Annotated in this window: 28 protein-coding genes; 14 read left to right on the forward strand and 14 right to left on the reverse strand. The window is 35.8% G+C overall.

Annotated elements, in window-relative coordinates:
- Window positions 1-19 precede the first annotated feature (19 nt).
- Both yjeM and D7I45_RS06025 read left to right on the forward strand, forming a co-directional pair.
- Window positions 20-1,507 (forward strand): glutamate/gamma-aminobutyrate family transporter YjeM, encoded by a 1,488-nt coding sequence (gene yjeM / locus D7I45_RS06020; RefSeq protein WP_120784810.1) that lies wholly within the window; start codon window positions 20-22, stop codon window positions 1,505-1,507.
- A gap of 296 nt (window positions 1,508-1,803) precedes the next feature.
- A complete protein-coding gene (locus D7I45_RS06025; RefSeq protein WP_120784811.1) occupies window positions 1,804-3,036 on the forward strand; it encodes a serine hydroxymethyltransferase in 1,233 nt (410 codons plus the stop codon).
- A 288-nt stretch (window positions 3,037-3,324) separates the two neighbouring features.
- Here D7I45_RS06025 and D7I45_RS06030 read toward each other — a convergent pair whose 3' ends face one another.
- Together D7I45_RS06030 and D7I45_RS06035 are read right to left on the reverse strand one after the other, a co-directional pair.
- Window positions 3,325-3,513, reverse strand: a complete 189-nt coding sequence (locus D7I45_RS06030; RefSeq protein WP_120784812.1) for a hypothetical protein — start codon at window positions 3,511-3,513, stop codon at window positions 3,325-3,327.
- 66 nt (window positions 3,514-3,579) lie between these two features.
- Window positions 3,580-4,122: a biotin transporter BioY gene (locus D7I45_RS06035; protein ID WP_120784813.1), complete on the reverse strand. Its 543-nt coding sequence runs from the start codon at window positions 4,120-4,122 to the stop codon at window positions 3,580-3,582.
- 102 nt (window positions 4,123-4,224) lie between these two features.
- Between D7I45_RS06035 and D7I45_RS06040 the strand changes: the two genes are divergently transcribed.
- Window positions 4,225-4,524 carry a CHY zinc finger protein gene (locus D7I45_RS06040; protein WP_120784814.1) on the forward strand — a complete coding sequence of 100 codons (300 nt, stop codon included), beginning with the start codon at window positions 4,225-4,227 and terminating at the stop codon, window positions 4,522-4,524.
- Between the two features lies 1 nt (window position 4,525).
- Here D7I45_RS06040 and D7I45_RS06045 read toward each other — a convergent pair whose 3' ends face one another.
- From D7I45_RS06045 to D7I45_RS06060, 4 genes are all read right to left on the reverse strand, one after another.
- Window positions 4,526-4,846: a carboxymuconolactone decarboxylase family protein gene (locus tag D7I45_RS06045; protein WP_120784815.1), complete on the reverse strand. Its 321-nt coding sequence runs from the start codon at window positions 4,844-4,846 to the stop codon at window positions 4,526-4,528.
- Window positions 4,847-4,848: 2 nt separating this feature from the next.
- On the reverse strand, window positions 4,849-5,271 hold the full coding sequence (locus D7I45_RS06050; protein WP_120784816.1) for a cupin domain-containing protein: 423 nt from the start codon (window positions 5,269-5,271) through the stop codon (window positions 4,849-4,851).
- A 12-nt stretch (window positions 5,272-5,283) separates the two neighbouring features.
- Window positions 5,284-5,688 (reverse strand): MerR family transcriptional regulator, encoded by a 405-nt coding sequence (locus D7I45_RS06055; protein WP_120784817.1) that lies wholly within the window; start codon window positions 5,686-5,688, stop codon window positions 5,284-5,286.
- Window positions 5,689-5,793: 105 nt separating this feature from the next.
- Window positions 5,794-6,747 (reverse strand): biotin--[acetyl-CoA-carboxylase] ligase, encoded by a 954-nt coding sequence (locus tag D7I45_RS06060; RefSeq protein WP_120784818.1) that lies wholly within the window; start codon window positions 6,745-6,747, stop codon window positions 5,794-5,796.
- 145 nt (window positions 6,748-6,892) lie between these two features.
- On the opposite strand from D7I45_RS06060, the gene D7I45_RS06065 reads away from it, so the two are divergent.
- The 5 genes from D7I45_RS06065 to D7I45_RS06085 all read left to right on the forward strand — a co-directional run bounded on the left by D7I45_RS06065 (window position 6,893) and on the right by D7I45_RS06085 (window position 10,754).
- On the forward strand, window positions 6,893-7,615 hold the full coding sequence (locus D7I45_RS06065; RefSeq protein WP_120784819.1) for an ABC transporter ATP-binding protein: 723 nt from the start codon (window positions 6,893-6,895) through the stop codon (window positions 7,613-7,615).
- A complete protein-coding gene (locus tag D7I45_RS06070; protein ID WP_120784820.1) occupies window positions 7,615-8,694 on the forward strand; it encodes an ABC transporter permease in 1,080 nt (359 codons plus the stop codon). Before D7I45_RS06065 ends, D7I45_RS06070 begins: the two co-directional genes overlap by 1 nt.
- Before the next feature lie 3 nt (window positions 8,695-8,697).
- Complete coding sequence (locus tag D7I45_RS06075; protein WP_120784821.1) at window positions 8,698-9,339, forward strand: TetR/AcrR family transcriptional regulator; 642 nt, start codon at window positions 8,698-8,700, stop codon at window positions 9,337-9,339.
- 171 nt (window positions 9,340-9,510) lie between these two features.
- Window positions 9,511-9,894, forward strand: coding sequence for a MerR family transcriptional regulator (locus D7I45_RS06080; protein WP_120784822.1), 384 nt, complete (start codon window positions 9,511-9,513; stop codon window positions 9,892-9,894).
- Between the two features lie 2 nt (window positions 9,895-9,896).
- Entirely contained in the window at window positions 9,897-10,754 is an 858-nt protein-coding gene (locus tag D7I45_RS06085) for an aldo/keto reductase (protein WP_120784823.1), read from the forward strand.
- A 46-nt stretch (window positions 10,755-10,800) separates the two neighbouring features.
- Here D7I45_RS06085 and D7I45_RS06090 read toward each other — a convergent pair whose 3' ends face one another.
- The gene (locus D7I45_RS06090; protein ID WP_120784824.1) at window positions 10,801-12,150 is read right to left on the reverse strand and encodes an APC family permease; all 1,350 of its coding nucleotides are present in this window, start codon (window positions 12,148-12,150) and stop codon (window positions 10,801-10,803) included.
- Window positions 12,151-12,422: 272 nt separating this feature from the next.
- Here D7I45_RS06090 and D7I45_RS06095 point away from each other — a divergent pair, with 272 nt between their 5' ends.
- Window positions 12,423-12,695 (forward strand): HigA family addiction module antitoxin, encoded by a 273-nt coding sequence (locus D7I45_RS06095; protein ID WP_422664725.1) that lies wholly within the window; start codon window positions 12,423-12,425, stop codon window positions 12,693-12,695.
- Window positions 12,696-12,863: 168 nt separating this feature from the next.
- Entirely contained in the window at window positions 12,864-13,781 is a 918-nt protein-coding gene (locus D7I45_RS06100; protein ID WP_120784826.1) for a DMT family transporter, read from the forward strand.
- 46 nt (window positions 13,782-13,827) lie between these two features.
- Here the strand turns inward: D7I45_RS06100 and D7I45_RS06105 are convergent, their stop codons facing one another.
- The 3 genes from D7I45_RS06105 to D7I45_RS06115 form a co-directional block, all read right to left on the reverse strand.
- A complete protein-coding gene (locus tag D7I45_RS06105; protein WP_120784827.1) occupies window positions 13,828-14,868 on the reverse strand; it encodes a zinc-dependent alcohol dehydrogenase family protein in 1,041 nt (346 codons plus the stop codon).
- A 246-nt stretch (window positions 14,869-15,114) separates the two neighbouring features.
- On the reverse strand, window positions 15,115-16,167 hold the full coding sequence (locus D7I45_RS06110; protein ID WP_120784828.1) for an LPXTG cell wall anchor domain-containing protein: 1,053 nt from the start codon (window positions 16,165-16,167) through the stop codon (window positions 15,115-15,117).
- Between the two features lie 158 nt (window positions 16,168-16,325).
- The gene (locus D7I45_RS06115) at window positions 16,326-16,613 is read right to left on the reverse strand and encodes a hypothetical protein (protein ID WP_120784829.1); all 288 of its coding nucleotides are present in this window, start codon (window positions 16,611-16,613) and stop codon (window positions 16,326-16,328) included.
- Between the two features lie 341 nt (window positions 16,614-16,954).
- Between D7I45_RS06115 and scrK the strand changes: the two genes are divergently transcribed.
- Genes scrK through D7I45_RS06130 form a run of 3 tightly spaced genes read left to right on the forward strand, consistent with a single transcriptional unit; the run spans window position 16,955 to window position 20,120 of the window.
- Window positions 16,955-17,851 carry a fructokinase ScrK gene (scrK, locus tag D7I45_RS06120; RefSeq protein WP_120784830.1) on the forward strand — a complete coding sequence of 299 codons (897 nt, stop codon included), beginning with the start codon at window positions 16,955-16,957 and terminating at the stop codon, window positions 17,849-17,851.
- Window positions 17,852-17,868: 17 nt separating this feature from the next.
- Window positions 17,869-19,215, forward strand: a complete 1,347-nt coding sequence (locus tag D7I45_RS06125) for a glucose-6-phosphate isomerase (RefSeq protein ID WP_120784831.1) — start codon at window positions 17,869-17,871, stop codon at window positions 19,213-19,215.
- Between the two features lie 14 nt (window positions 19,216-19,229).
- Window positions 19,230-20,120: an ROK family protein gene (locus D7I45_RS06130; RefSeq protein WP_120784832.1), complete on the forward strand. Its 891-nt coding sequence runs from the start codon at window positions 19,230-19,232 to the stop codon at window positions 20,118-20,120.
- A gap of 373 nt (window positions 20,121-20,493) precedes the next feature.
- On the opposite strand, the gene D7I45_RS06135 is transcribed toward D7I45_RS06130, so the two are convergent.
- From D7I45_RS06135 to D7I45_RS06150, 4 genes are all read right to left on the reverse strand, one after another.
- Complete coding sequence (locus D7I45_RS06135; RefSeq protein WP_120784833.1) at window positions 20,494-21,429, reverse strand: hypothetical protein; 936 nt, start codon at window positions 21,427-21,429, stop codon at window positions 20,494-20,496.
- A 1-nt stretch (window position 21,430) separates the two neighbouring features.
- Window positions 21,431-21,862, reverse strand: a complete 432-nt coding sequence (locus tag D7I45_RS06140; RefSeq protein ID WP_162924111.1) for a hypothetical protein — start codon at window positions 21,860-21,862, stop codon at window positions 21,431-21,433.
- A gap of 136 nt (window positions 21,863-21,998) precedes the next feature.
- The gene (locus tag D7I45_RS06145) at window positions 21,999-22,463 is read right to left on the reverse strand and encodes a hypothetical protein (RefSeq protein WP_120784835.1); all 465 of its coding nucleotides are present in this window, start codon (window positions 22,461-22,463) and stop codon (window positions 21,999-22,001) included.
- Between the two features lie 322 nt (window positions 22,464-22,785).
- Window positions 22,786-23,364, reverse strand: a complete 579-nt coding sequence (locus D7I45_RS06150) for a DUF3862 domain-containing protein (protein WP_120784836.1) — start codon at window positions 23,362-23,364, stop codon at window positions 22,786-22,788.
- Between the two features lie 333 nt (window positions 23,365-23,697).
- On the opposite strand from D7I45_RS06150, the gene D7I45_RS06155 reads away from it, so the two are divergent.
- Window positions 23,698-24,864, forward strand: coding sequence for a GmrSD restriction endonuclease domain-containing protein (locus tag D7I45_RS06155; RefSeq protein ID WP_120784837.1), 1,167 nt, complete (start codon window positions 23,698-23,700; stop codon window positions 24,862-24,864).
- Window positions 24,865-24,930 lie beyond the last annotated feature (66 nt).

The raw sequence follows: 24,930 nt of genomic DNA on the forward strand, positions 1-24,930 counted from the left end.
GAGAAAAGGAGAATGTTTTATGGATAAGGTTCAAGTTAGTAAGAAGATTTCTGCAACGGGATTGGTGTTAATCATCTTTTCCACGATTTTTGGGATTGCCAATTCGCAAACGGCATTTTACCAAATGGGATACTCTAGTATCATTTGGTACATTTTAGGGGCAGTGTTATTCTTTATCCCCACCAGTTTAATGTTTGCCGAATATGGATCTACATATAAGGATGCTCACGGTGGAATTTATTCCTGGCTAGAAAATTGTATTGGTGAACGTTGGGCATTCATCGGAAGTTTCACTTGGTTAGCCGGCTGGGTTATCACTCTAGTTTCAATGGTTACTACCATGTGGATTCCATTAGCCGTAACTATTTGGGGGCACGACACCACCCCTAGTTGGCACATTGGTTCATTAGGTTCCACCGCTACTATTGGGGTATTAGGAATTTTAGTCATCATCTTCGTTACCTGGTTAGCCAACCGCGGTATGAAGTCAGTGGCCGGACTTTCCTACTTCAGTGGAATTGTCGGTATCTTAGATATTGGTATTTTCATTTTACTTTCATTATTCGTATTAGCTGCTAATCATGGTCACTTTGCTGAACCCGTTACTGCACATGCATTATTAAATTCACCTAACCCAGCATTTCAATCACCTATTGCGGTATTCTCATTCTTAGTATACGCAATCTTCGCATATGCTGGTATGGAAACTCTAGGTAGTATTACTGACAACACTAAGAACCCTAAGAAGACTTTTCCTCGTGCCGTAGTTATCGCTACTGCCATTATGACTATCGGTTACTTAGTCGGAATTTTACTTTGTGGTATTAGCACTAACTGGACTAAGAGCTTAAGTGGTTCCGGAGTTAACTTAGGTAACGTACGTTTCGCCCTACTTACTAATCTAGGTTATGTATTTGGTCACTCCTGCTTACATCTAAGCGTGGCTCAGTCACTAGTTATGGGCCAATGGGTAACTAGAATTACCAGTCTTACTGGATTTATCAGTTATCTAGGGGAATTCATTTTCTTAACCTACGCACCTATCAAGTCATTTATTGAAGGTTCACCTAATAAGTTATGGCCACGTGGTTTAATTAAGCTAAACCATTTTGCAGTGCCATCTCGTGCACTTTGGGCACAATGCTTAGTAATCATTTTAATTATCGCCGGTATTTCCTTCGGTGGATCTAGTGCACAAGCTTTCTACACTATCATTACTGATATGAACAACATGACTACTGCGGTACCATACTTATTCTTAGTAATTGCCTTTCCAATCTTTAAGAAGCATGTCCACCAAGATTTAGGTAGCTTTAGCTTCTTTAAGCCCGGTTGGACTACTAACATAGTATCTACCATTACCATCTTGGCAATTAGTTTTGCTCTTATCTTCACTACGGTACAACCACTACTCGATCACGATGTAACTACTGCCTTTTGGACATTATTTGGTCCGGTATTCTTCATCGCTGTCGCTGCTGGTTTCTACCATCACTTTAACAAGTAAAAAATTTGTTTCATCTGTTGACATAAAAATTCATTTAATATATTCTTATATTCAACTTGAAAGTAGTAACTAATTTAATTTAGTGCAGCGAGTATCGGGTTAGTGAAAAGCGATACCTAAATGATTAGTGAAGGCAGTCAAGATTTATCAATTGAATCGCAATCTTAATTAATTTAAGAATAGAGGTATCAAGTGTGAGCTTGATATGAAATAAGGTGGAACAGTGTTAAGACGCCCTTGTACGGAAAGTACGAGGACGTTTTTTCGTGTATTTACGAGAGAAAGGTGAAGAAATTATGTACGATTTTTCTAAAGAAGATCCCGCGATTTGGGACGCTATCGCCGACGAACAACATCGTCAAGATAACGTCATCGAATTAATTGCATCCGAAAACATTGCATCCAAGGCAGTTCGTGCCGCCCAAGGTTCCGTTTTAACTAACAAATACGCCGTGGGTTATCCAGAAAAACGAGTTTACACCGGAAACGAAGCTATCGATAAAATCGATAAGATAGCTAAACAACGTGCCGAAGAATTATTCCATGCACCCTATGCTAACGTGCACCCTCACTCCGGTAGCCAAGCTAACCAAGCAGTTTATGCTGCTTTCTTAGAACCAGGAGATAAAATCTTGGCTATGAGTGAACATGCTGGTGGTCATTTTACCCACGGACAAAAGAATAACTTCTCAGGTCAATTATATGAATCTCATTTTTACGGAGTCGATCCCGAAACTGAATTACTAGATTATGATAAAATTCGCGAAATTGCGCTAGAAGTAAAGCCTAAGTTACTAATTGCCGGAGCTTCTGCTTACAGTCATATTATCGACTGGCATAAGTTCAGAGAAATTGCGGATGAAGTCGGTGCCATTTTTATGGTAGATATGGCACATATTGCCGGTTTAGTGGCGGCTGATTTACACCCTAACCCAATGGAAGTTGCCGACGTAGTTACTTCCACTACTCACAAAACATTACGTGGACCCCGTGGTGGCTTGATTTTAGCCAAGGAAAAATATGCAGAATTATTAGATACTGCCGTTTTCCCTATTTCACAAAGTGGGGCTTTAGAACATGTTATTGCCGCTAAAGCTATCGCCTTAGGTGAAGCATTAACTCCAGAATTTCATCAATATGCCGTACAAATCGTTAAAAATGCGCAAGCTATGGCAAACGTCTTTAAACGTGATGAAAAAATTCGTTTAGTTTCCGGTGGCACCGAAAATCATGAAATGACTTTAGACCTAAATGCTACTGGATTAACTGGACATCAAGCAGCTGAATTACTATACTCAGTAGGTATTGCTACTAATAAAGAATTATTACCATTAGAAAAAGGCGATACTATGGAAGGAATCCGTGTGGGAACTCCTACTATTACTAGTCGTCAATTCGACGAAAGTGATGCCGAAATCACCGCTGAAATTATCAGTGATGTCTTAAATCACCCTAACGACGATCAATTATTGCATGACGCTGCTGCGCAAGTGAAAGCTTTAATTGAAAGTCATCCTATCACTCGTTAAAAAAGGGTATAAAAAAAGCCACCCGAGAAAGGTGACTTAAGAGAGAGAATAACTGCTTATTAGCTTTTAAATATTGCGATTGAGCATATTTAGGGCCGGTTATCGACCTTTTAGAGAGATAAGAATTAAAAGGGATAGGTAAGTTGAGAAGACTCACCTATAAGTAATAACTATGTTTAATAGAACGCGTTAACGCGAACAACTGTTCTTATTATATATGAACAACTTTCAAATTACAACCTTTTTTTAAAAAGCCGTTTACTACTAAGTTAGTAAACGGCTTTTCTTTTAAGCTTTTTTATCAGCATATTCTTTTAAAACTTTTTTCCATTCCGCTACATGTTCAGGAGTGTCAGGTTTAGGCATTAACATGTAGTTAAATTTAATGTCGTCGAGGTCTTTAGCCCCTTGTACTTGTTCTACTACCGGACGCATCTTCCATCCCAACATAGGATTTTTCATTTTAGAAGTATCCATACTAACCTCTCCTTTACGTTTTTTCTTTATTATAGCGATAATTAAAATAAAAGAAAAATATCTAGACTAGTTATGGATCATCTCTAATAAACGTTGGCTCAACCAAGCCGCAATTACAGCCTTTAAGATATCGCCAGGAATAAATAATCCGTTGGCCCAGAAAGCTTGGGTAAAGGAAATGTGGCTTTGGATTTGTAGCCAGAAAATAGCTACCGCGTAAGTAATCACTACACTGACTAATAAAGTACTAATTAATAAATTAATAAAGCCAGCGGGATTTAACCAACGACTCAAACCACGATTAATTAGACTTAATAAAATAGGTGTAAATAACCAAGCTAATAAATAACCACCCGTAGGTCCGACAAAAATAATTAGTCCACCACGGAAACCAGTTAATACCGGTAAACCAACGGCCACTAAGACTAATAAAATAGCTACGGAAATGGTTCCCTTTTTAGCTCCTAATAATAAACCGGCCAACATGATCCCGAAGTTTTGTAAAACAATAGGCACGGGAATTAATGCAATGGGAATAGCTGGAATAAAAGCTAGCGCAATAATTAGCGCCGTCATTAAAGCAATTTGTGTAATATCTTTAGTTTTCATGAGTTATCTCCTTATTGTTAACTAATTATTTATTTTTGGTTAACAATTAAGTATAATACCTATTAATAAGCATTAAGTCAAATGGCGAAAGGAAGTTACTTTATGATTTATGGAATTAACACGGATAAATGCGGGCGTTGCGTGCACTATCATACTAAAAATGACATCGCCGCACTGGAGTGCAGACGATGCCAGCAGTTTTTTGCTTGTTATCAGTGTCATGATCAATTACGTGACCATAAATTTGTACCTATGCCGGTTAAAAACACTAGACCCATTCAATGTGGCAATTGCGGTTATCGTTTAACTGTTGATCAGTATCAAACCTATCAATGTCCGCAATGTGGTCATGAATTTAATTATAAATGTAGCAAGCATAAAAATATTTATTTTGAAAATTAAATTATTTAGCGTTGTAAACTTCTTTAGCAATACCGAATGCTGACCAAGCCTTAGGCCAACCTACATAAAAAGATAAATGAGTGATCATTTCAGAAATTTCATCTTTAGTGATGCCATTAGCTTTACCCATTTTCATATGCGCAGGTAATTGTGCAAAGTTACCTGCAGAAATTAAAGCACTAATGGTAATCATGCTGCGGGTTTTAGCAGGAAGTTCATCGGTTCTACTCCATACTTCCCCAAATAATACATCATCGTTTAATTCAGCAAACTTGGGTGCAAATTCACCTAAATTATCATGTCCAGCTGTTTGTTTAGCCATGTTTAGTCCTCCTTTGCTTGATTAGCTTGTTGGTATTGTTCATCGTTAACTGGTTCTAACCATTCAGGAGTTCCAGTAGTAATAGCCACGTGTGCAAACCAACTATCATCAGTAGCACCATGCCAGTGTTTTACACCATCGCGAGTAACTACGACATCGCCCGGATTTAATACTCGTGCCGTTTTACCTGCTTCTTGGTATAAACCTTGACCACCAGTACATAATAAAATTTGGTAACCATCATGATGAATGTGCCAGTTGTTTCGACAACCAGGTTCAAAAGTTACGTTACCTACTCCCACGTTTACTTCGTCATGAGGACTAACTAGTCCTTTTAGATAACTTTGTCCGGTAAAATATTGTGCAAACGCATCATTTTTAGCGCCGCGGCCAAAAATACCGCCGTTTTGGGCATCTTTATTCATTAATAAAACCTCCTATTGAAATCTCTTTAAATATTCTTCGAAGCTTTCGTCTACTTCATGGTTTAACTTTCCGTTATACCAATCGATTTTTCTAGATAAGACATCCAAATGATGTTTACGTTCCGCTATTTCGGCTAAACTACGCTTTTTAACGTTAGCTAGTAAGTCTTTTCTAGCTTCGATGGTGCTATCACCTTGTTTACGAAGATTTACGTATTCTTGAATTTCCGACATCAACATGCCAGTACCCTTTAAATGAAGGATAAAGCCCATCCATTTAACGTCGTCTTCTTCGTAATAGCGACGACCGTTTTCATCTCGTTTGGGCAAGATCAATTGTTGTTTTTCATAATATCTTAAGGTATAGGTAGTTAAACCTACTTTTTCAGCAAATTCGCCAATACTATATTTTTTCATAATGAGTCCTTTCTACTAACTTCTTTATTAATGTACTATTTAGAGTTCACTCTAAGTCAAGAAATAAAAAAAGACTGATGTATTTTTACACGTCAGTCTTTTTTATTAGAAATGTACTTTAACTACTTCACCATTGCTTACTACGATATCTTTTTTACCATCGTTTAATAACAAGTGACCTTGTTTATCAATTCCCGTAACGGTACCGCTAACGGTTTGTTGCAAGGTATCAACTTGTACTTGTTTACCATCTAAGAAAGACATTTTTTGGTAATCGTCAATAAAGTCCGCTGATAAATAATTAGGAAATTCGTCTTCGAAATTATTAACGATCAAATCGACTAATTTATTTTTATCAATCGGTTTATCACTAATGTAGCCTACTTTATCGCGTAATTCTTCTGGCACTGCTTTGGTAGTTAAATTAATGCCGATACCCACTACGATAGCAGAAGGTTGCATTAATTCTGCATCCATCACTAGTTCAGTTAAAATTCCTACTACTTTTTTATTATTTACATAAATGTCATTAATCCACTTCACCGCAAAGTCGACTTCTGGATACATCTTTTGCAATGCTTTAGCTACGACTACGGCAGTCATGGTAGTTAGTAGACCTGGATTTAAATGTTTTCCATCATGAAAAGGCACTACCATACTCATGTACAAACCGGTTTTATCGGGTGAATAGAAATGACGACCACGACGCCCGTAACCTTGCGTTTGTTTTTCCGCAATTATTAAGCGACGCTTATTATCTCGTTTTTCATCATTTAGTTGTTTAGCGTATGAATTAGTGGAAGTAATTTCTTTTTTAACGATTACTTCATAATCTTTTTGCAAACCATCTTTAATTAAAGCGGCATTTAATTCATTATTGCCTAAATATTTATATCCTAAATTAGTTTTGCTAGCGATTTGGTGACCATCATCTTTTAGACGCTTAATCATTTTCCAAATCATCGTACGACTAACATTTAATTGAGTGGCTAATTGATTACCAGAAATCCACTCTTCTTTATGGTCGATAAACCATTGCAATAATTGATCTGTCTTCATGATGAACTCCTTTGTGTTAATACTTAAATCATATCACAGATGAAATAAATGTATAAAAATATTTGCATTTTTAAAAGGCCTTCGCTATAATACAAAATATCAGGTAAGTTAGTACTCACTCACCAACTATTTAGGAGGTATTATTATGGCAAAGAAAATCATTACCATTAATAATTTAAAGAAACAATATGGCAATCAAGTCGTTTTAAACGACGTATCGTTTGAAGTTAATTACGGACAAATCGTTGGTTTAATCGGACCTTCTGGTGCTGGTAAGTCCACTATCATCAAACTAACTTTAGGTATGGAAAAAGCCGATAGCGGTCATTCCGAAGTTTTCGGTGTTCACATGCCTAACAGAAAAATTTTAAATCGTATGGGTTACATGGCCCAATCCGATGCCCTATATGGTTCACTATCTGCTCGAGAAAATCTAACTTTCTTCGCTAAGATGAGAGAAATTAACAAGAAAGCTATTGAACCTGAAATCGATCGTGTGGCTCAAGTGGTTGATTTAACCGAACATCTAGACAAGAAGGTAGAAAACTTCTCTGGTGGTATGAAGCGTCGTCTTTCTCTAGCCATCGCCCTATTAGGTAATCCTCAACTATTAATCTTGGACGAACCTACTGTAGGAATTGACCCTGCACTTAGAAAACAAATTTGGGAAGAACTAGGTAAGCTACGTGATAAAGGTTGCTCTATTCTAGTAACTACTCACGTTATGGACGAAGCTGAATTAACTGATCGTGTGGCTCTACTAATTAATGGAAACATTATTGCAGACGACACACCAACTAACTTGAAGCAACAATATGGTGTAGACAGTATTGAAAATGTATTTATGAAAGCTGAAGGTGATATGTAATGAAAACTCTAGCAATTTCAGGAAGAATTTTTAAGGAAATTTTCCGTGATAAAAAAACTCTAGCCATGATTTTTATCGTGCCTCTAATCGTAATGGCACTTATGTCATACGTCTTTAAAACTTACAATAATACCGACGTTAATATAGGTACTATTGGAGTTTCTCAACAAGTAGAATCTAACCTAGCTAAGGTTAAAAACATAAACATCGAAGAATATAGTTCTAAAAGCAGTGCTGATAAAGCTCTACATGATGAAAAAATTGATTCATTTATCGTCTACAAAAACGATAAATACACTATGGTACATGCTAATACTGATCCATCTAAAACTAGCATGACCAAGGCAGCTTTATCATCTGCCCTAACTCAAGGCACTATTCATAACTTATCTACTGCGGTAGCTAAGATGTCTCCTGTAAAACAATCACAACCTAAGATGCACATTGCTAACCAATACAAATACGGTAGCAGCAAATCTAGTTTCTTCGACAAGATGATGCCTACTCTATTGGCCTTCTTCGTCTTCCTCCTTGTTTTTCTAACTTCAGGAATGGCTCTTCTAAAAGAAAGAACTTCCGGTACTTTAGGCCGTCTATTAGCTACTCCCGTTAAGAGATCTGAAGTTATCTTCGGTTACACTTTAAGTTACGGAATTATGGCTATTTTCCAAACTATTTTAATCGTATTATTTACTATTAACGTATTAGATATTGAGGTTACCGGATCCATCTGGTTAATCCTATTAACTACTTTCCTACTATCTATAGTTGCTATTGCTGCTGGATTATTGCTATCTACTTTCGCAAAATCCGAATTCCAATTAATGCAATTTATCCCACTTGTAGCAATTCCTCAAATCTTCTTCTCTGGATTAATTCCATTGGATTCTCTAGCTACTTGGGCACAAGATTTATCTTACATTATCCCTATCAAATACGCTTCCGAAGCTATTAGCAACGTTATGATGCGTGGCTTTACATTTAGCGGAATTAGTATAGACTTAATGGTAATAGTATTATTTATTATCGTTTTAACTACCATCAACATTTGGGGATTGAAACGTTACAGAAAGGTATAATTTATGGAAAGTACGAACTATACTAGTTTTAATGATTGGTTAGAAAATACCAAAATGCCTAATGGTAAACGTAAGGTTTTACAATCAGCCGTTAAACTATTTTCAGTAAATGGCTATAACTCCACTTCTACTGCATCCATTGCCAAGGATTGTGGTTTAAGTGAAGCCACCGTATTCAAGCATTTCAAAAGTAAAAAAGATTTATTAAAAACTATTATAGATCCGTTAGTTAATAACCTAGCGCCCTCATTTGGAGACCAATTTGTTTCTTCAGTAAAGGGAAAAGCGTTAAACATTAACACCATGATTGAATTTATTATTTCTAATCGTTTTCACTTTATCGAAGAAAATCATGAAGTTATTTTTATTGTAATGAATCAGATATTAACTGATGATAAATTAAGGGATAAATTTGGAGATATTGTGGTTCCTAAATTAAAAGTGGTTATAAATAAATTAACTGTCCTCATGGCAGCTGATGATAAAATTTCTGATGATATTACTACAGAAGAACTATATCGTATTATAGCCAGTCAATTATTAATTTCTACAATTCAAGAATACAAATTCCCTTCGGATGACTGGGATACCGAAAAACAAATTAAATCCATGGTCAAAATGACACAACGCGCTATTCGTAAATAAATAAAAGGACTTTCATTATGAAAGTCCTTTTTTTATAATTAAAAAGACTGTTAGATAAGCAGTTTAATCGCATTACGTAATTTTTTAGAAAAAAGTTTAAACATCCCCCTTGCTTTGAAGTGAACTCCAAGGTTTATACTCAATGCATATTCTTCATAAGGAAGTGATGAAATGAATATTAATCAAGTTAGTAAGAAATATGACGTTTCCAAAGACACCTTACGTTACTGGGAAAAGATGAAGTTATTCCCACCCATTCCTAGAAACGACAGTGGCTATCGCGAATACGGACAAAAGGAACAAAATTGGATTTTTTATACCAAAGCTTTACGCAAAGCCGGTATGTCGATTGAACGTATTCAAGAATTTGTAAAATCCTATCTATCTGATATGGATGACCTCGCTCACCGCAAACAATTATTAATTGACCAACGTCAAGAATTAATCGAAGAAGTAAAGAAACGACAAGAAACCGTCGATTATCTTACTTACAAAATTGATCACTTCGAAGAACATGTTATGAATCAAAAACACGACAAGCACAAAGGAGAATGATTATGGATATGAGAAAATTACGTAATGATGTTGACGTTCCTGCACTAGGTTTCGGTGTCTTTCAAGTAACCGAAGAAGGCGCTGCTAAACAAGCCGTATACGACGCTATTAAAGCGGGTTACCGTTTAATCGATACTGCTGCTAGCTACGGTAACGAAACAGAAGTCGGTGCCGGAATTCAAGCTGCTATTGATGATGGCTTAGTTACTAGAGACGATTTATTCGTAACTTCTAAGTTATGGGTAGAAGACGTAACTGCTGACAAAGCACCTCAAGCTATTAAGGCTTCCTTAAACCGTCTCAACTTAGAATACCTAGACCTATTATTGATTCATCAACCATACAACGACATCTTTGGTGCATGGCGCGCTATGGAAGATGCTTACGATAACGGTTTAGTACGTAGTATCGGGGTTTCTAACTTCGACGAAGCACAAGTTACTAACCTAGCGGAATTCAGCCGTATTAAACCTATGGTCGATCAAATCGAAGTTAACCCCTTCTGCCAAAACATCGACAAGGTTCAATACCTACAAGACTATGGCGTACAAGTAGAAGCTTGGGCCCCATTTGCGGAAGGTAAACATGACTTATTTAAGAACGAAAAGCTACAAGCTATTGGTGATAAATATAATAAGTCTATTGCCCAAGTAATTCTTAGATGGTTATACCAACGTGATATCATCCCATTGGCTAAATCCGTTAAACCGGAACGTATGGACCAAAACTTATCCGTCCTAGATTTCCAATTATCTGATGAAGATATGCAAGAAATTGCTACTATGGACACTAAAGAAAGCCAATTCTTCGATCATCATGATCCAAAAATGATTAAATGGATGGCAAGTCGTCATCTATAAAGCCAAATTAAAAGACCGGCAAATGCCGGTCTTTTTTATTTACATATTATTTAGTTGCATGTTTTTTAAACCCATAAACCACTAAACCGATGATAATCCATAAGACTACCAAGTATGGGTATAAGTTACCTGGAAAAGCAGGTACTGGATATAAGTTAGTCCACATTGGGTAAAGTAATACCAAGATTCCTAAAACGGGAATTAATACATGTTTGATAAAGGAATGCTTGATAGTATCACGATGTTTGTGGAAGTATAACATAGTTCCCGCACAAGTTAGTCCGTAAACGGTTAGCATACTCAATACTCCTAAAGTAGAAGAATTATCATAGATAACTTCGGCCCCATAAGGTACTCCAAAGATTAAGTAGGCTACTGCCATAATCGCAGTTAATAACCAAATGGAACGCGCTGGACTGTTTAGTTTTTCGTTGAACTTGCCCAATTTCTTAGGTAGATATTGGTTTACCCCCATCGCATAAATCATGTAAGCACCGGCGTTCATAATTCCTAGTACAGAACCGAAACTACCGATAACGATGGCAAAGTCCATAACGAGTGCCATAGGACGACCCATGTACATCAAAGCTAGATCATTTAAAGGTGAACTGGAGTTAGCAAAGTCAGCGGTGTGGTGAATACCAAAACCAATAACTTGTACATAACTAGCTACAACAAAGAAAATCCCGGCGAAAATAATAGTAACAATAATAGATAATGGCACGGAACGTTTAGGATTCTTCGTTCTAGCAGCTACCGTAGTAACCCCTTCAAATCCACAGAAGGAAAGTACCGCAAATACCATCCCTTGACCTAGACCGGATAAACTACTGTGCGTAGGTACAAAGGGTTGGACGCTGACGCCCCCACGACCACCTTTCACAAAGATGATTATCGATAAGGCCACTAATATCGCAATGGCTAAAAATTCAATGGCAATGGCGGATTTACTGGTTAGTTTCAACCCGAAAGTTAATACTAATGCAGCGGCTACTAAAATTACTGCCGCCAATAAAGGTTCGGGTAAATGCCACCCAAATTGTAAGAAGAACACGTGCGTGAAGTTAGTATCGGCGCCCATGCAAGATATCGCTAAGTTAATATAAGCAAACATTAAAGTCCAACCACTAACTAGCCCCATCTTTTCACCGAAGGCTTGTTGGTTATAAGCATAAACGGATCCGACATCAGCAACGTGTTTGGAAAGTTCCGCAAAACAAATCCCCACGAACAATAATCCAATCGCTCCTAATAAGAAGGATAACGGTACGTTCATTCCGGCAAAAGGAACGGCAGGTACCGCATTAAACGCAATTGAGCCGGTAGGTGCTACCGCCGCAACGGCTAACGCGAACGTCTCAAATTTAGTAATTTTATTTGACTCTTCTACTTCCATTTTCTTTTCTCTCCTTTATAAATGATGTGATGTCTAACGGCCCTCCAAACAAAAAAGCCACTAACCTCATCACTAAAGGTTAATGGCTCTCTTAGGAATTTAATCGTGTATGCGATTATCCGCGAAGAAAACCATCATCACTACAACAGTTATTAAAAAATAGATTTAATTTTTTCATGATGGTTCTCTCCTTTCATATCTTTAACGATTATATAGTATACTAATCAATCATGTATTAAATGTCAATTAGAAGGCTCATTATTTTTTAATGTTTGACGATTAAACATGAAATATATAAAGTAATCATTAGCTACGTAGATAAAGGAGAGATTAATATGAACCAAGCCGTTAATCTGGGAAACATTTTAAAAGAAGAATTTATGAATCCTTATCATCTTTCTGCATCCCAATTAGCCCGTCATATATTAGTTCCTACTTCTCGCATTCAAGATATCTTGCATAACCGTAGAAAAATTACTTTAGACACTTCTATTCGTCTAGGCAAATTTTTTGGCGCTAGTAATACGTACTTTCTAAACATGTAAAACACTATTGATATTCGAAATATGGATAGTCAAAAACGAAAAGAATATCAGAATATAAAACCTATTAAGTAAGCACCTATTCTGACGAATTTAAATTTACATGTCATAATATATATAAAAATACCTCCCAGATTCCGGGAGGTTTTCTGGTATTAAGGAGGCTTTTTAATGTTATATGGACTTGGCATCATTGCCGGATTAGTGTTGCCGATGCAAACCTCGATTAATACTAATTTAAAAAATCGAACAGGAGGATCACCATTCTTGGCATCCATGCTCTCGTTTATGATTGGAACCATTGCCCTATTATTCGCTACGTTAATTAGTGGACAATCATTGTTTTTCTCCAGTCATTTATTTACTAGCCAACCTCATTGGATTTGGTTAGGTGGTTTATTCGGGGTTATCGGTTTAACCACCAACGTGTTGATTTTCCCTTATCTAGGTGCGGTACAAACCGTGATTATGCCTATCACGGGGCAAATCCTAATGGGGATGATTATCGATAACTTCGGTTTATTCGATGCCAACTATCATGCGTTTACTATCTTACGCTTCATCGGCGTGATTTTATTAGTAATCGGTATTTTGATGGTGGTATTAGATAAAACCAGTAGTGATAAAGCCGATAAAGCCAAACAACTTCCTTGGCAGATATTAGGTGTTGTGGCGGGGATGTTTCAAGCTTCGCAAGCACCGGTTAACGGTCACTTAGGCGTGGTTTTACATTCTTCCATTCATGCTGCCTTTATCTCCTTTGTAGTAGGTACTATAATATTATTTATCATTACTGGCTTAGTGGATAAAAGCTATATTCACGCCAAAGATGCCATCGGTAAGGGCAATCCTTGGTGGATTTGGTTAGGTGGACTATTAGGAGCTATCTTTGTATTATCTAACGCCTTTTTAAGCCCACAAATCGGTGCTGGTACTACCGTCGTATTAGTACTTTTAGGTAATTTATTCGGCAGTGTCTTAGTCGATAAATACGGTTTATTAAACTCACCTAAAAAGCCCGTCGGTATTATGAAATATATCGGCTTAGTGGTGATGGTTATTGCTGTAGCCATTATTAAATTATATTAAACATATGTATAAAAAAAGACCGGCGATGCCGGTCTTTTAGTTTATCTTAGTCATTTACGATAGTAGCTTTGATAGTATTTCTATCAGTCATATCTTGGTAAGCTTGGTTGATATCAGCTAACTTATACTTGCCAGTAAATACTTTGCCGGGATGAATTGCACCGGATAATACAGCATCTAATAATTCTTGACGATCATAAGTAGTTACGGAAGCAATTCCACCAGCTAGTGAAATATTCTTACCAAAGGAAGCAGCCATGTCTAAGTCACTAGCATGAGGTAGACCTACACGACCTACTTTAGCACCAGGACGAGCTACTTCTAGGGCAGTCTTAGTAGATAGTTCAGAACCTACACATTCTAGAACGGCGTCAGCACCGTTATCATGAGTTAGTTCCATAACCTTCTTAACACCTTCATCACCACGTTCAGCGATAATGTCAGTAGCACCAAATTCTTTAGCTAACTTTTGTCTGTCTTCATGACGACTCATAGCGATAATTTGTTTAGCACCACGTAATTTAGCGGAAATAACACCACATAGACCTACGGCACCATCACCGATAACTACGGCAGTGTCACCCTTTTGAACATTAGCAGTACGAGCTGCATGGTAACCAGTAGCCATAACGTCAGATAATGCTAATAAGGAATCTAACATAGCGTCACTGTAGTCAGCCGGCTTGCCAGGAACCTTAACTAATGACCATTCAGCATGTTGGAAACGTAAGTATTCAGCTTGGCAGTTAGAACTGAAGTTATCAGAATGGTTTAAACAACTACCATCATAACCAGCTAAACAAGCAGCACAATGACCACAACCATGAGTAAATGGTGCAATTACAAAGTCACCAGGTTGTACAGTAGTAATATCCTTACCTACTGATTCTACAATACCTAGAGCTTCGTGACCGTTGTTTTTCTTACCGTCACTAAATTTGTCTAATCCACGGTAACTCCAAAGATCAGAACCGCACACACAAGTACGAACTACCTTTAAAATTACATCGTCATTTTTTTCAATTTTAGGCATGTCGACGTCTTGGACTTCGACTTCACCGGGTTTAATAAAAACCGCACTCTTCATAAAACCAATCCCCCTTACTAAATACTACATAAATTATCTCATTTAGACTGGGCTTTAAGTCAACTAATACGCCTTACGAAATTAATTTTTCAAAGAGCTTGCAATATACGAACATATGTTTTAATATAATAAATACCATACATTTTATCCATGAATTCATTTAAAAAAAGGCTATCTCATTGCTGCATGAGATAGCCTTTTTTCGGGGATAGGTTTAGAGAGAGAAACGTAATTATTATCGTAGAATTATCTACGACGACGACGAATATCGACAAAGCCTGCTCCAATTGCCATTAATAATAAGGACGTGCCAATAGCAGTCATGGACGCTGCGTTCATTTGATCACCAGTTTGTGGTAACTTAGCTACTTTATCGTGTTTAGCGTGCGCATGTTTTGCACGAGTGGTAGCCGGTGCAGACTTGGTTTTATGATGCACAGCGGGAGCAGGTGCGGCCACTTTAGATTTTTCTGCGGGAACTACAGGTTCAGCTTTAGGTAATTCCGCAACTGAACTAGTGGAAACCACTTCAGGTTCCGGTGCTTCCTTAGGGATGACCACGGGAAGTTTCTTTAGACGTAAGATGTGTTCGTGACTGCCCTTTAATTGGTCCGGAATATTAGCCACGGAGTAGCCTAAAGAAGTTAAATATGCTTTATCTTGTGCGGTACTATAAACGTTGGTATCGTTGTCAATTACAGTATGTCGATCGATAACGTTTCCGGTATCGATATCTTTGTAAGTCACGGAAATATTATGCATACGAGTAGCTTTAATCTCGATATTACCGCGGTTTTCTTCGTTTACTGTAATTATATTAGATGCCACATGAGCACGGTAACCTACTGCTGCTAACCAACTAATATCGGAGGTTAAGTTATAGGTTTCTCCTACACGATAACTACCCGCGTTAACGGTTCTAATAACTTGACCGTTTTCATCTTTAAAGACGATAGTTAATGAATAACGATGATTTGCCGTAGAACTAGTGGTGGTAACGGTAGTAGTTTTGACGGACGGGATGGTGATGGTAGCAACGGCAGGTTTGGCCACCGTTTGCTGAGTAGTATGCGTAGTCTCTTTAGTAGTTGCTTGGTGGGTTAAAGGACTATATTTATCTACGATTACGTCTTTAGGAATTACGAAACCACTAGGCACTCCCGCATCGAGATTTTCCGCTGCATGAGATACCATATTAGTAGCTTTAAATCCGGTAAATAATAAGCCACTAAACATGGCTACCACAATCCAACGCTTGCCAGTTTTATACATTCGATAATGGATTTTGTGATCTTGCATAGTATCACGTTCTTTCTAATTTATTTATTAGAAGTCATTGCCGGCTTCTTATGGGTGTCATTATAAGAGCTCGTCATGCAAAAAGATACCGATTTAGAGTTTCTTAACCAAAAATTAAACTATACAAAAAAAGCGATGATAAAAATCATCGCTTTTTCTTATACGTTCCAAGCACCGTCGACTTTTTTAAACTTAGGTGCCTTATGTTTTTCAATGTCTTCTTCTGCTTCGCTAACAGCTTGTTCTCGAATGTCTTCAGAATAGTTAGAAATCATATCAATGAATTCGTCATCTGTGAGACTTTCATCGTTTCGTTGGTTATATTCATCTTTACTCTTTTTTAGTAATTCTTGACCAATAGCTTCCACGTCAGCGTCGCTTAAGTCTGAGTATACTGCTACCCATAAGTTATACATGTAGTTAAACACGATTTTATCGTTAAACATGAGCGTCCCCCCTGATATGAATTTCAATTTCGATACGTTAATTTTACTATATTTATCAATAAATTTACATAATAACTTAAAAAATCATATAAAAATCCCTTAAGAAAAGCTTCATAGCCGTTCAGATAATTTATATAATTGTTCATTTTTTATGAATCAATCGTTAATTAAATAACTGATATTAGTTATTTTTATACATAATTTATAAAAATTACTTGAATTTTTAAAAGTTTTTTAACCGCTAAACCCCTTGTTTTATTTGGATTCTAGCGGATAATTATCCTCAATTATAGGAGAATATCTTCCTATATAAATCTCAAAACAGCAAAGGAGATTAGTTTATGAAATTTGGCAGCATTGAAGCCGGCGGCACTAAGTTCGTCTGCGCCGTAGGTAACGAGAAATACGAAATTTTGGATAGTGTAAGAATCCCTACCACTACACCTACCGAAACCATTAATAAATGCATTGAGTACTTCGAAAAATTCGATGATTTAGTGGCCATGAGTATCGCCTCGTTTGGACCCATCGAAATTCGTACGGAATCACCTAAGTACGGCTATATCACCGACACCCCTAAACCTAACTGGTCCAACACCAATTTCCTAGGTGCCATGAAGAAACATTTCAAAATCCCTATCTTCTGGACTACTGACGTAAACGGGTCAGCGTATGGAGAATATATCACTTCCATTAAATCCCATAATCCCTTACAAACTTTAGTTTATTATACTTTCGGCACTGGCATCGGCGGCGGTGTGATTAACGAAGGCCAATTCTTAGGTCATCAAGGTCACCCGGAAGCCGGACACGTTTATCTACAACGCCACCCTCAAGATTTGGATTTCACCGGTTTATGCCCATATCATCATAACTGTTTAGAAGGCCTTGCAGCCGGACCTACATTTGATGTCCGTTGTGGCAAACCCGGAAAAGACGTTCCCTATGACGACCCTGCCTGGGATATTGTAGCTTTCTATATCGCCCAAGCTGTAGTACAAGCAACATTATTTATCCGTCCGCAACGTATCATCTTAGGCGGTGGAGTAATCAGTGAACCGGTAATCACTAAAGTTCGCGAACAATTTAAGAAGCTTTTCCAAGACTACGTTAATGTAGGCGATTTAGATTACTACATCACTATGCCAGCAGTCCCAGAAAACGGATCCGCCACCGTAGGTAACTTTGCCCTAGCTGCTCGCCAATACTACCAAGAAAATATAGTGCAGATGGATTAGTGCGAGGAGGCGTTTAAATGCAAAAACAAGTATCTTTAGATATCTCGGGTTTACAACACTTTGTGTCGGAACAAGAATTAGACGAGATTCAACCTATGGTACAAACCGCCCGGAACTTGTTAGTTCAAGGAACCGGGGTGGATGCCCAAATGAATGAATGGGCAAAACTACCCGCAAATTATGATCACGTCGAGTTCGACCGAATCAAAGCGGCCGCCAAACAAATTGCGGAAAATTCGCAAATCCTAATTGTAATTGGTATTGGGGGCTCATATCTGGGCTCTAAAATGGCGATTGATTTCCTACATGGTAGTTTCTATAATCATTCTTTCGATGGTAAACATCCGCAAATCTTTTTCGCGGGTAATACCTTAAGTCCCACTTATACGCAAGATTTGTTAAACATCATCGGCGATTGGGATTTTTCTATCAACGTCATTTCTAAATCCGGAACTACTACGGAACCGGCCATGGCCTTTCGAATTTTTAAACAAAAATTAATCGAAAAGTATGGTATCGACGAAGCCTATCAACGTATCTATGTAACTACGGATGCGCATAAGGGCGCGTTGTTAGAAGAAGCCCGCCAAAACGATTACGAAACCTTTACCATTCCTGACGGTGTGGGAGGTCGATACTCCGTGCTAACGGCAGTCGGTTTACTACCTATCGCTACTTCCGGTGGTAACATCGACCAACTAATGCAAGGTGCGATGTTGGCCTACAATGACTTATACGATACCGATTTCGGCAACAACGATATGTTAAAATATGCCGCTTACCGAAACATTTTATATCGTAAAGGCATTACTAACGAAATCTTGGAGAGTTACGAACCTCACATGCGTTATCTAGCCGAATGGTGGAAACAATTGGCCGGTGAAACTGAGGGTAAAGATCATAAAGGTATCTATCCAAGTTCCACGATCTTTAGTACTGACTTACATTCATTGGGTCAATACATTCAAGAAGGGATGCGCAACCTGATGGAAACCGTCATCGAAGTGGATTCATCTCAATCCGACTTGTATATCCCCCGCAGTCGAGAAAACTTAGATGGACTCCGCTACTTAGAAGCAGTTTCGATGGATGATGTGAACAAGACCGCTCGTGAAGCCGTGGCGCTGGCTCACTCCAGCGGTGGTGTTCCCAACATGTTAATCACCCTAAAGGACAATTCAGCTACTACGTTAGGTTATTTAATCTACTTCTTTGAATTTGCGATTGCGACTTCTGGTTATCTAAACGGGATTAATCCGTTTAACCAACCCGGTGTCGAAGACTATAAACGCAACATGTTTGCGCTCTTAGGTAAACCCGGTTACGAAGACCTTCGCGACTCCATTAAAAAATCACCCCACTAAAAGGAGACGATGATATGTTACTAGGCAGTCTCTGCACTAACGATAATAACCAAATGATTTGTGCGGTCGGCGACGATCACTTCCACATTAAAGATTGGATTGTCATCGACTTAGATGAACCTAAGGTGTCGTTAAAAAAAGCTATTGAATACTTCGAAGACTTTCCCGATTTACAAGCTATCGGTATTTCATCCTTTGGCCCCCTAGAACTTAGGACCTATTCCCCCCAATATGGTTACATTCAAGAGTCTTCCCGGAAAAAATGGCAAAGCATTAACTTATTAGGGACGTTTAAGCACCACTTTAAAATCCCCATCTCGTTCACCACCGACGTGAACAGTGTGGCTTATGGTGAATACGTTCAATCTATCTTAGAAAAAGACCCCGTCTTATCTTTGGCTTACATTACCATCGGTGATGGTGTAGGCACCGGTATCGTCGATCACGGTGAATTTATCGGCTATCAAGGCAGCCCCGAAATCGGCCATATTTTACCGCAACGACATCCAGATGATACTGAATTTGTCGGTACCTGTCCGTACCAAAAAGATTGTTTAGAAGGTTTAGTATCTACGAAAGCTATTGCGACTAGAATGCATCGCACCCCCGCTGAAATCTCGATGTATAAACACATCTGGGACGTCGTAGCTTTCTATGTTGCCCAATCGGTTTTGCAGACCACCCTCTTTCTTCGTCCGCAAAAAGTCATTTTGGGTGGCAGCCTAATAAACGATATCGAACTTGCCAAAATCAAAACCGCCTTTGCGGATTTGATGCAAGATTATCTCGACGTAGGTAATCTAGACGATTATATCGTCTTAACCAGTCAACCTAGCGAAAAACTAGCTATCCTAGGTAACTTGGCATTAGCCAAGAAACAACGCTACTCACAAGTGATCCAATAATCCCCGCCGTGAAAAGACACCGCCTCTGGTGTCTTTTTGCATTTGCTTAATGTGGGATATGCTACAATGAAGTTATACATAAAAATTAAGGAGTTTAGATATGCAAAAACTATATACCGCATTAGTCATTGTGTTGTTACTAATTAATTTAATGTTAGTTAATAATGAATCGTTACTTAATTCCGCCAGTACGAGAATCTTTCAATTTGTGTTGATCTTGGCATTGTTGATTACTGTATTGTTGTGGGTTAAGAATCGCCATAGAAATAAGAAGTAATGAGCGAGTTGTAAATTGTGATAAGAAAAAAGCATCCGTACGGATGCTTTTTTTATGAAATTTAATTTTAAAATTACTTTTGATTATTTAAATAATTTATTCTATGTTATAGCGATCTTTTAACTCTTCTATCTTCTTAGATAAATCGTCATTTATTACCTTTTTAGCCAATTTTTTCTTTACATTTTCTGCATCTTCATCTGTTGCATAAATAGTTATTAAAGTAGGTAATAATTCTAAACAAACGAATACCGCAATTTTTAAATGTAAAATTTTATATACTTCATTATTTCCTTTAGATAAATCTATTTGTTTTGTGAACGAACCGTAATAATCTTCAAAGGTAATTCCAATGCTCAAATTTCCACCATTCTTAATCGAAAAAGCTATATTATTATGGTCACCATATGAAGTATTTAATGATGTTTCTGTTAATCTTTCACTTTCCATCAAAAAGGATAGTGTTGTTAACATATTCATAACATGGTTACCACTAGTAGAAACTTTTACCAATGAATTAGTCCTACCTTTAATTGAATCCAATGAAGCTAGTTCAATATTAATACTTTTATCACCATCATAATCATAAGTTAAATTTGATTCATTATTATAAATCTTACTTACTATCCAAAAAAGAAAAGCTCCATAATAATCAGAATCTTGTTCAAAAACTGATACAATCGTCTTTCTATCAGATTTAGTATATCCACACAACGTTCTTAAGAAAGATAACGCATTTGAATTTTTTTGTATAATAAAACCAACTTGATCATTTTTAAGCTTATAAATGATTAATATAAAATCAGATTTTGCTCCTATTAAGTAATTTACAGTTATAGAACAAGTATAGCTAGTGTATTTAACATCACTACCTTTTATACTAATAGTATCTTCATTTTCTTCTAAAATACTAAAATTAGGATACTTTTCTTCATTTAAATTTTTGGCATTTGTTTCGAAGTTTTCTTTCAACGAATCATAATTCTTATTTCTATCTTTCAATTTCCAAACTGTAAAATCAGAACTGGACAATTTATTCTCCTCCATAAATTTCTACTTTGTTAGTTTGACATATCACTTTACATTTAAAATCAGAATTAACACTAACTGTTCCTCTTTGGCTAGTAAATCCACTACAATTTAACCCCAATTTATAATGCAAAATCATATATGCTTTTCCATCTAACGAATCCACATGACTTAAATCAATCTCTACTTGATGTTGATTTATTATTAAAGTTTCATCTTTATTTTTGCTGTTACCACTTAGTACAATGTTCCCAGGAAAATTAATAGTTATCTTCTTTCTTCTACTATGCTTGGATAAATTATATGTCGTTAATTCTATAAGAATATCCACTGGATGATTCCTAGATACTTCTAAATACAAATCATTTTCTATACGTTTATTTGCTTGACTAACATTTTTATAGAAAGTAATATTAATTTTTTCTCTTTCATCCATAATCGAAAATACTATGCTACAAAAAAAGTTAAAAATTGTCGCGTAAACAACATTTTTTACTGATGTGTACTCAGAAAAAATATATGAGACAAGAGGAATAAAAATATATATAAGTGTTCTTACTTTGATAATTTTTTTAAGCATTCCACGCCTCTGTCATAACATCTAGCAACAATTTCCCCCAATAATCAGCAGAAAAACTTACTTCACCATTAGACATTAATTCCATTGATCCAAATTTTATATTTGAGATTTTTATTTTAACAATATCTATTGAACAATCATCTTCAATAGAATCAAGAAGTGTGTGAAGACTATCTTCACTTAATTTTTGGCTTTTATATAGATTAAAATAATTCATCAATTCTTCAGAAAATTCATCATCATCATCATATAATTCAACTTTATTTAAATTAATGAATGCATTATATTTGATTGATTTTATAATAAAAGAAATCATTAAATCAGTAGTTATCAGAAATTGGGAATTACCTTTTCCATTCTCATCAGCAATGAACCTATAATAATTATCTGAGGGTACTTTAATTAAAGTTAAGGCTTTTTCTTTATTTTTAAATATTTTAAAAAGCTTTTTACTCATATCAAAATCTCCTCTCATAACTATTTTAACCAATTAATTATATATTAATAATAAAAAAAAGTAAATATTAGTTCTATACAATGTGGTTGCTTTTTATGACCATTATAAACAATATATAAATAAAAAACACATTTAAATATTTGACGGATTTTGCTAAAAATATGAAATAAAAGAACCACATTTTAAAAAATATATAGTTTAATCAATTTGCATAACATATTAATATACCAAATTTATTACCCAGATTACTTCTAGAAAACAGATTAAATATAGAAGAAGATTTAAAAAAGACTAGTACTGATTAAAGCACTAGCCTTTTTTATTATTTCAATTTCTTATTAACAATTTGAGAAATATAGTCACCTACTGCTACATAAGAAGTAGAATTACCCTTCTTATCAGTTAAGTAGTATGCAATTCTAAATCCTAAATTTCCACTACCCATTTGTTCTTCAGCATCAGGTGTTCCTAATTTCTTAAGCATTTTATTGTAGCTGCTACCTTTACTAATGGATTTAATATCGTCATGATTTCTAACTTTTAGATCATTTACTGATAAATTAGTGAATCCTTTAGCCATAGCACGGCCATCTTTAAAACTAACAAATACATCTTTAGCCTTAAATGAACTATTCAATTTATTCCAAGTATAGTCTTGGCTCTTTTCACCATCATCATTCTTAGTTTCGATTTTTGATGGTTTACCTAAGATCTTTTCAACAGTTTTTACTGTATCTCCTTTAGTTTCACCATTAAAAGAACTTACCTTTACTTGATTGTATCTATCTACATTGATAATGCTGTCATTGTTATTACCAACTTTGTTGCTTTTACTATTACCACATGCAGTTAGCATAAATACAGCTAACAAAGAAACTAGTAATATACTTAATTTTTTCATCCTATATTCTCTCCTTGTATATGTATTCTACATATTAATTATTAACACATTATTTTAATAATGTTCAGTATGCTCTAAATTATTTTTAAAAGCTAAATAAACACAGCTGCTACATATTATAAATTGTCATAGAAATAAGAAAGAGGCACCAGGAGATGTTTCTTTTATTTAGAAAAGGTAGGAAATAATTTTTTATAACTCTGTTGATTCAACAAAGTAATTTTTGTTGTTTTGACCTTGATTTTATAAAATGTAGTGATAGAATCTAGCTTGTATTAAACTTATTTTTTAATTTTTTAATTAATTTTTTGATGAATCGAGGAACTTTGAAAAATGAAATCAAATATGACTTTTAGTTATGATTCTAGACCTATTCTTACATTGAATAACGATATAAATAATAGTGGTAGACAAGGTGGTATAGACTTGCAACCATCATATCAAAGAGGATATGTGTGGAATGCTGATTTTAAAAATAAATTGATTTACAGTATAATACGACAATTCCCTATAGGTAATATTACTCTAAGAGTTAATAATGGAATCAGAGAAGTAGTTGATGGTCAACAAAGACTAACTACTATTAGTGATTTCGTAAATGACCGTTTATATGTCACTGGTGAATATGCTAAAGAAATAATAAAATATATATCACAATATCTTATGGACAAAGAGGAAGATGATCCTAAATTAAATAAACTAGTTAAAAGATTAGGGAACAAAACTGGTGCTAAGTTTAAATTTAGCAATTTACCACTTGATATTCAAAATAATATACAAGCCTATAATGTTTCCTTAACAAGTATAGCTAACGCTCAGGATGACGAAATTATTGAATACTTCCAATTTTTACAAAATCAAGAAAGATTACGTGCTGGTGAAATCATTAACTCATTTCCTTCTACTGATCTTGAACATTTTATGAATTCTATAAACGATTTAGAATTATTCTTACAAAAAATAGGATTTAAGTCTAATAAGCGTCATGATTTTGATAAACATTTCTACAGTATTATTGGTTTACTAGCAAAGAAAATTAATTACGGTGTAACCGATAAAAAAGTTATTGATTTTGCTCAAAAAGTCACTTTACCTATAACTAATCAAAATTTGATTGAAAATATGATAAACAACATAAATAAAATTACCACTAATGATGACATAACAATCGGAAACATAGAATCTTCCAATGTAAGAAGTACTAAATATTTGCTAGTAATGTTAGCGTACAATTATATTAATGTTAATGAAAATATGAATCAAAAGCTTTCAACTTTTTCTATGCTAAATGATAAATTTTCCGTATTTAATTCCGCTAAAGAAGGAGAAATAGAAAAAGCATTTGCTGGATTCAATCAAAAAGTTATAGACGATTTTCGTAATATAACTTTGATCTCTAAAGCATCTCATAATCTTGAAGACGTATCTAGAAACATGAAAAAATTAGGCTATTATGTTGAACATTTTTATGGCGCTGATACAATACCTTACCAGGATTAAGCTTAATTATATTAATGGTTCAAAAATATAATAATAAAAAGAACCTACATGATTATTCATGTAGGT

This window comes from Apilactobacillus bombintestini (genome assembly GCF_003627035.1).
GTDB classification, from domain to species: Bacteria; Bacillota; Bacilli; order Lactobacillales; family Lactobacillaceae; genus Apilactobacillus; species Apilactobacillus bombintestini.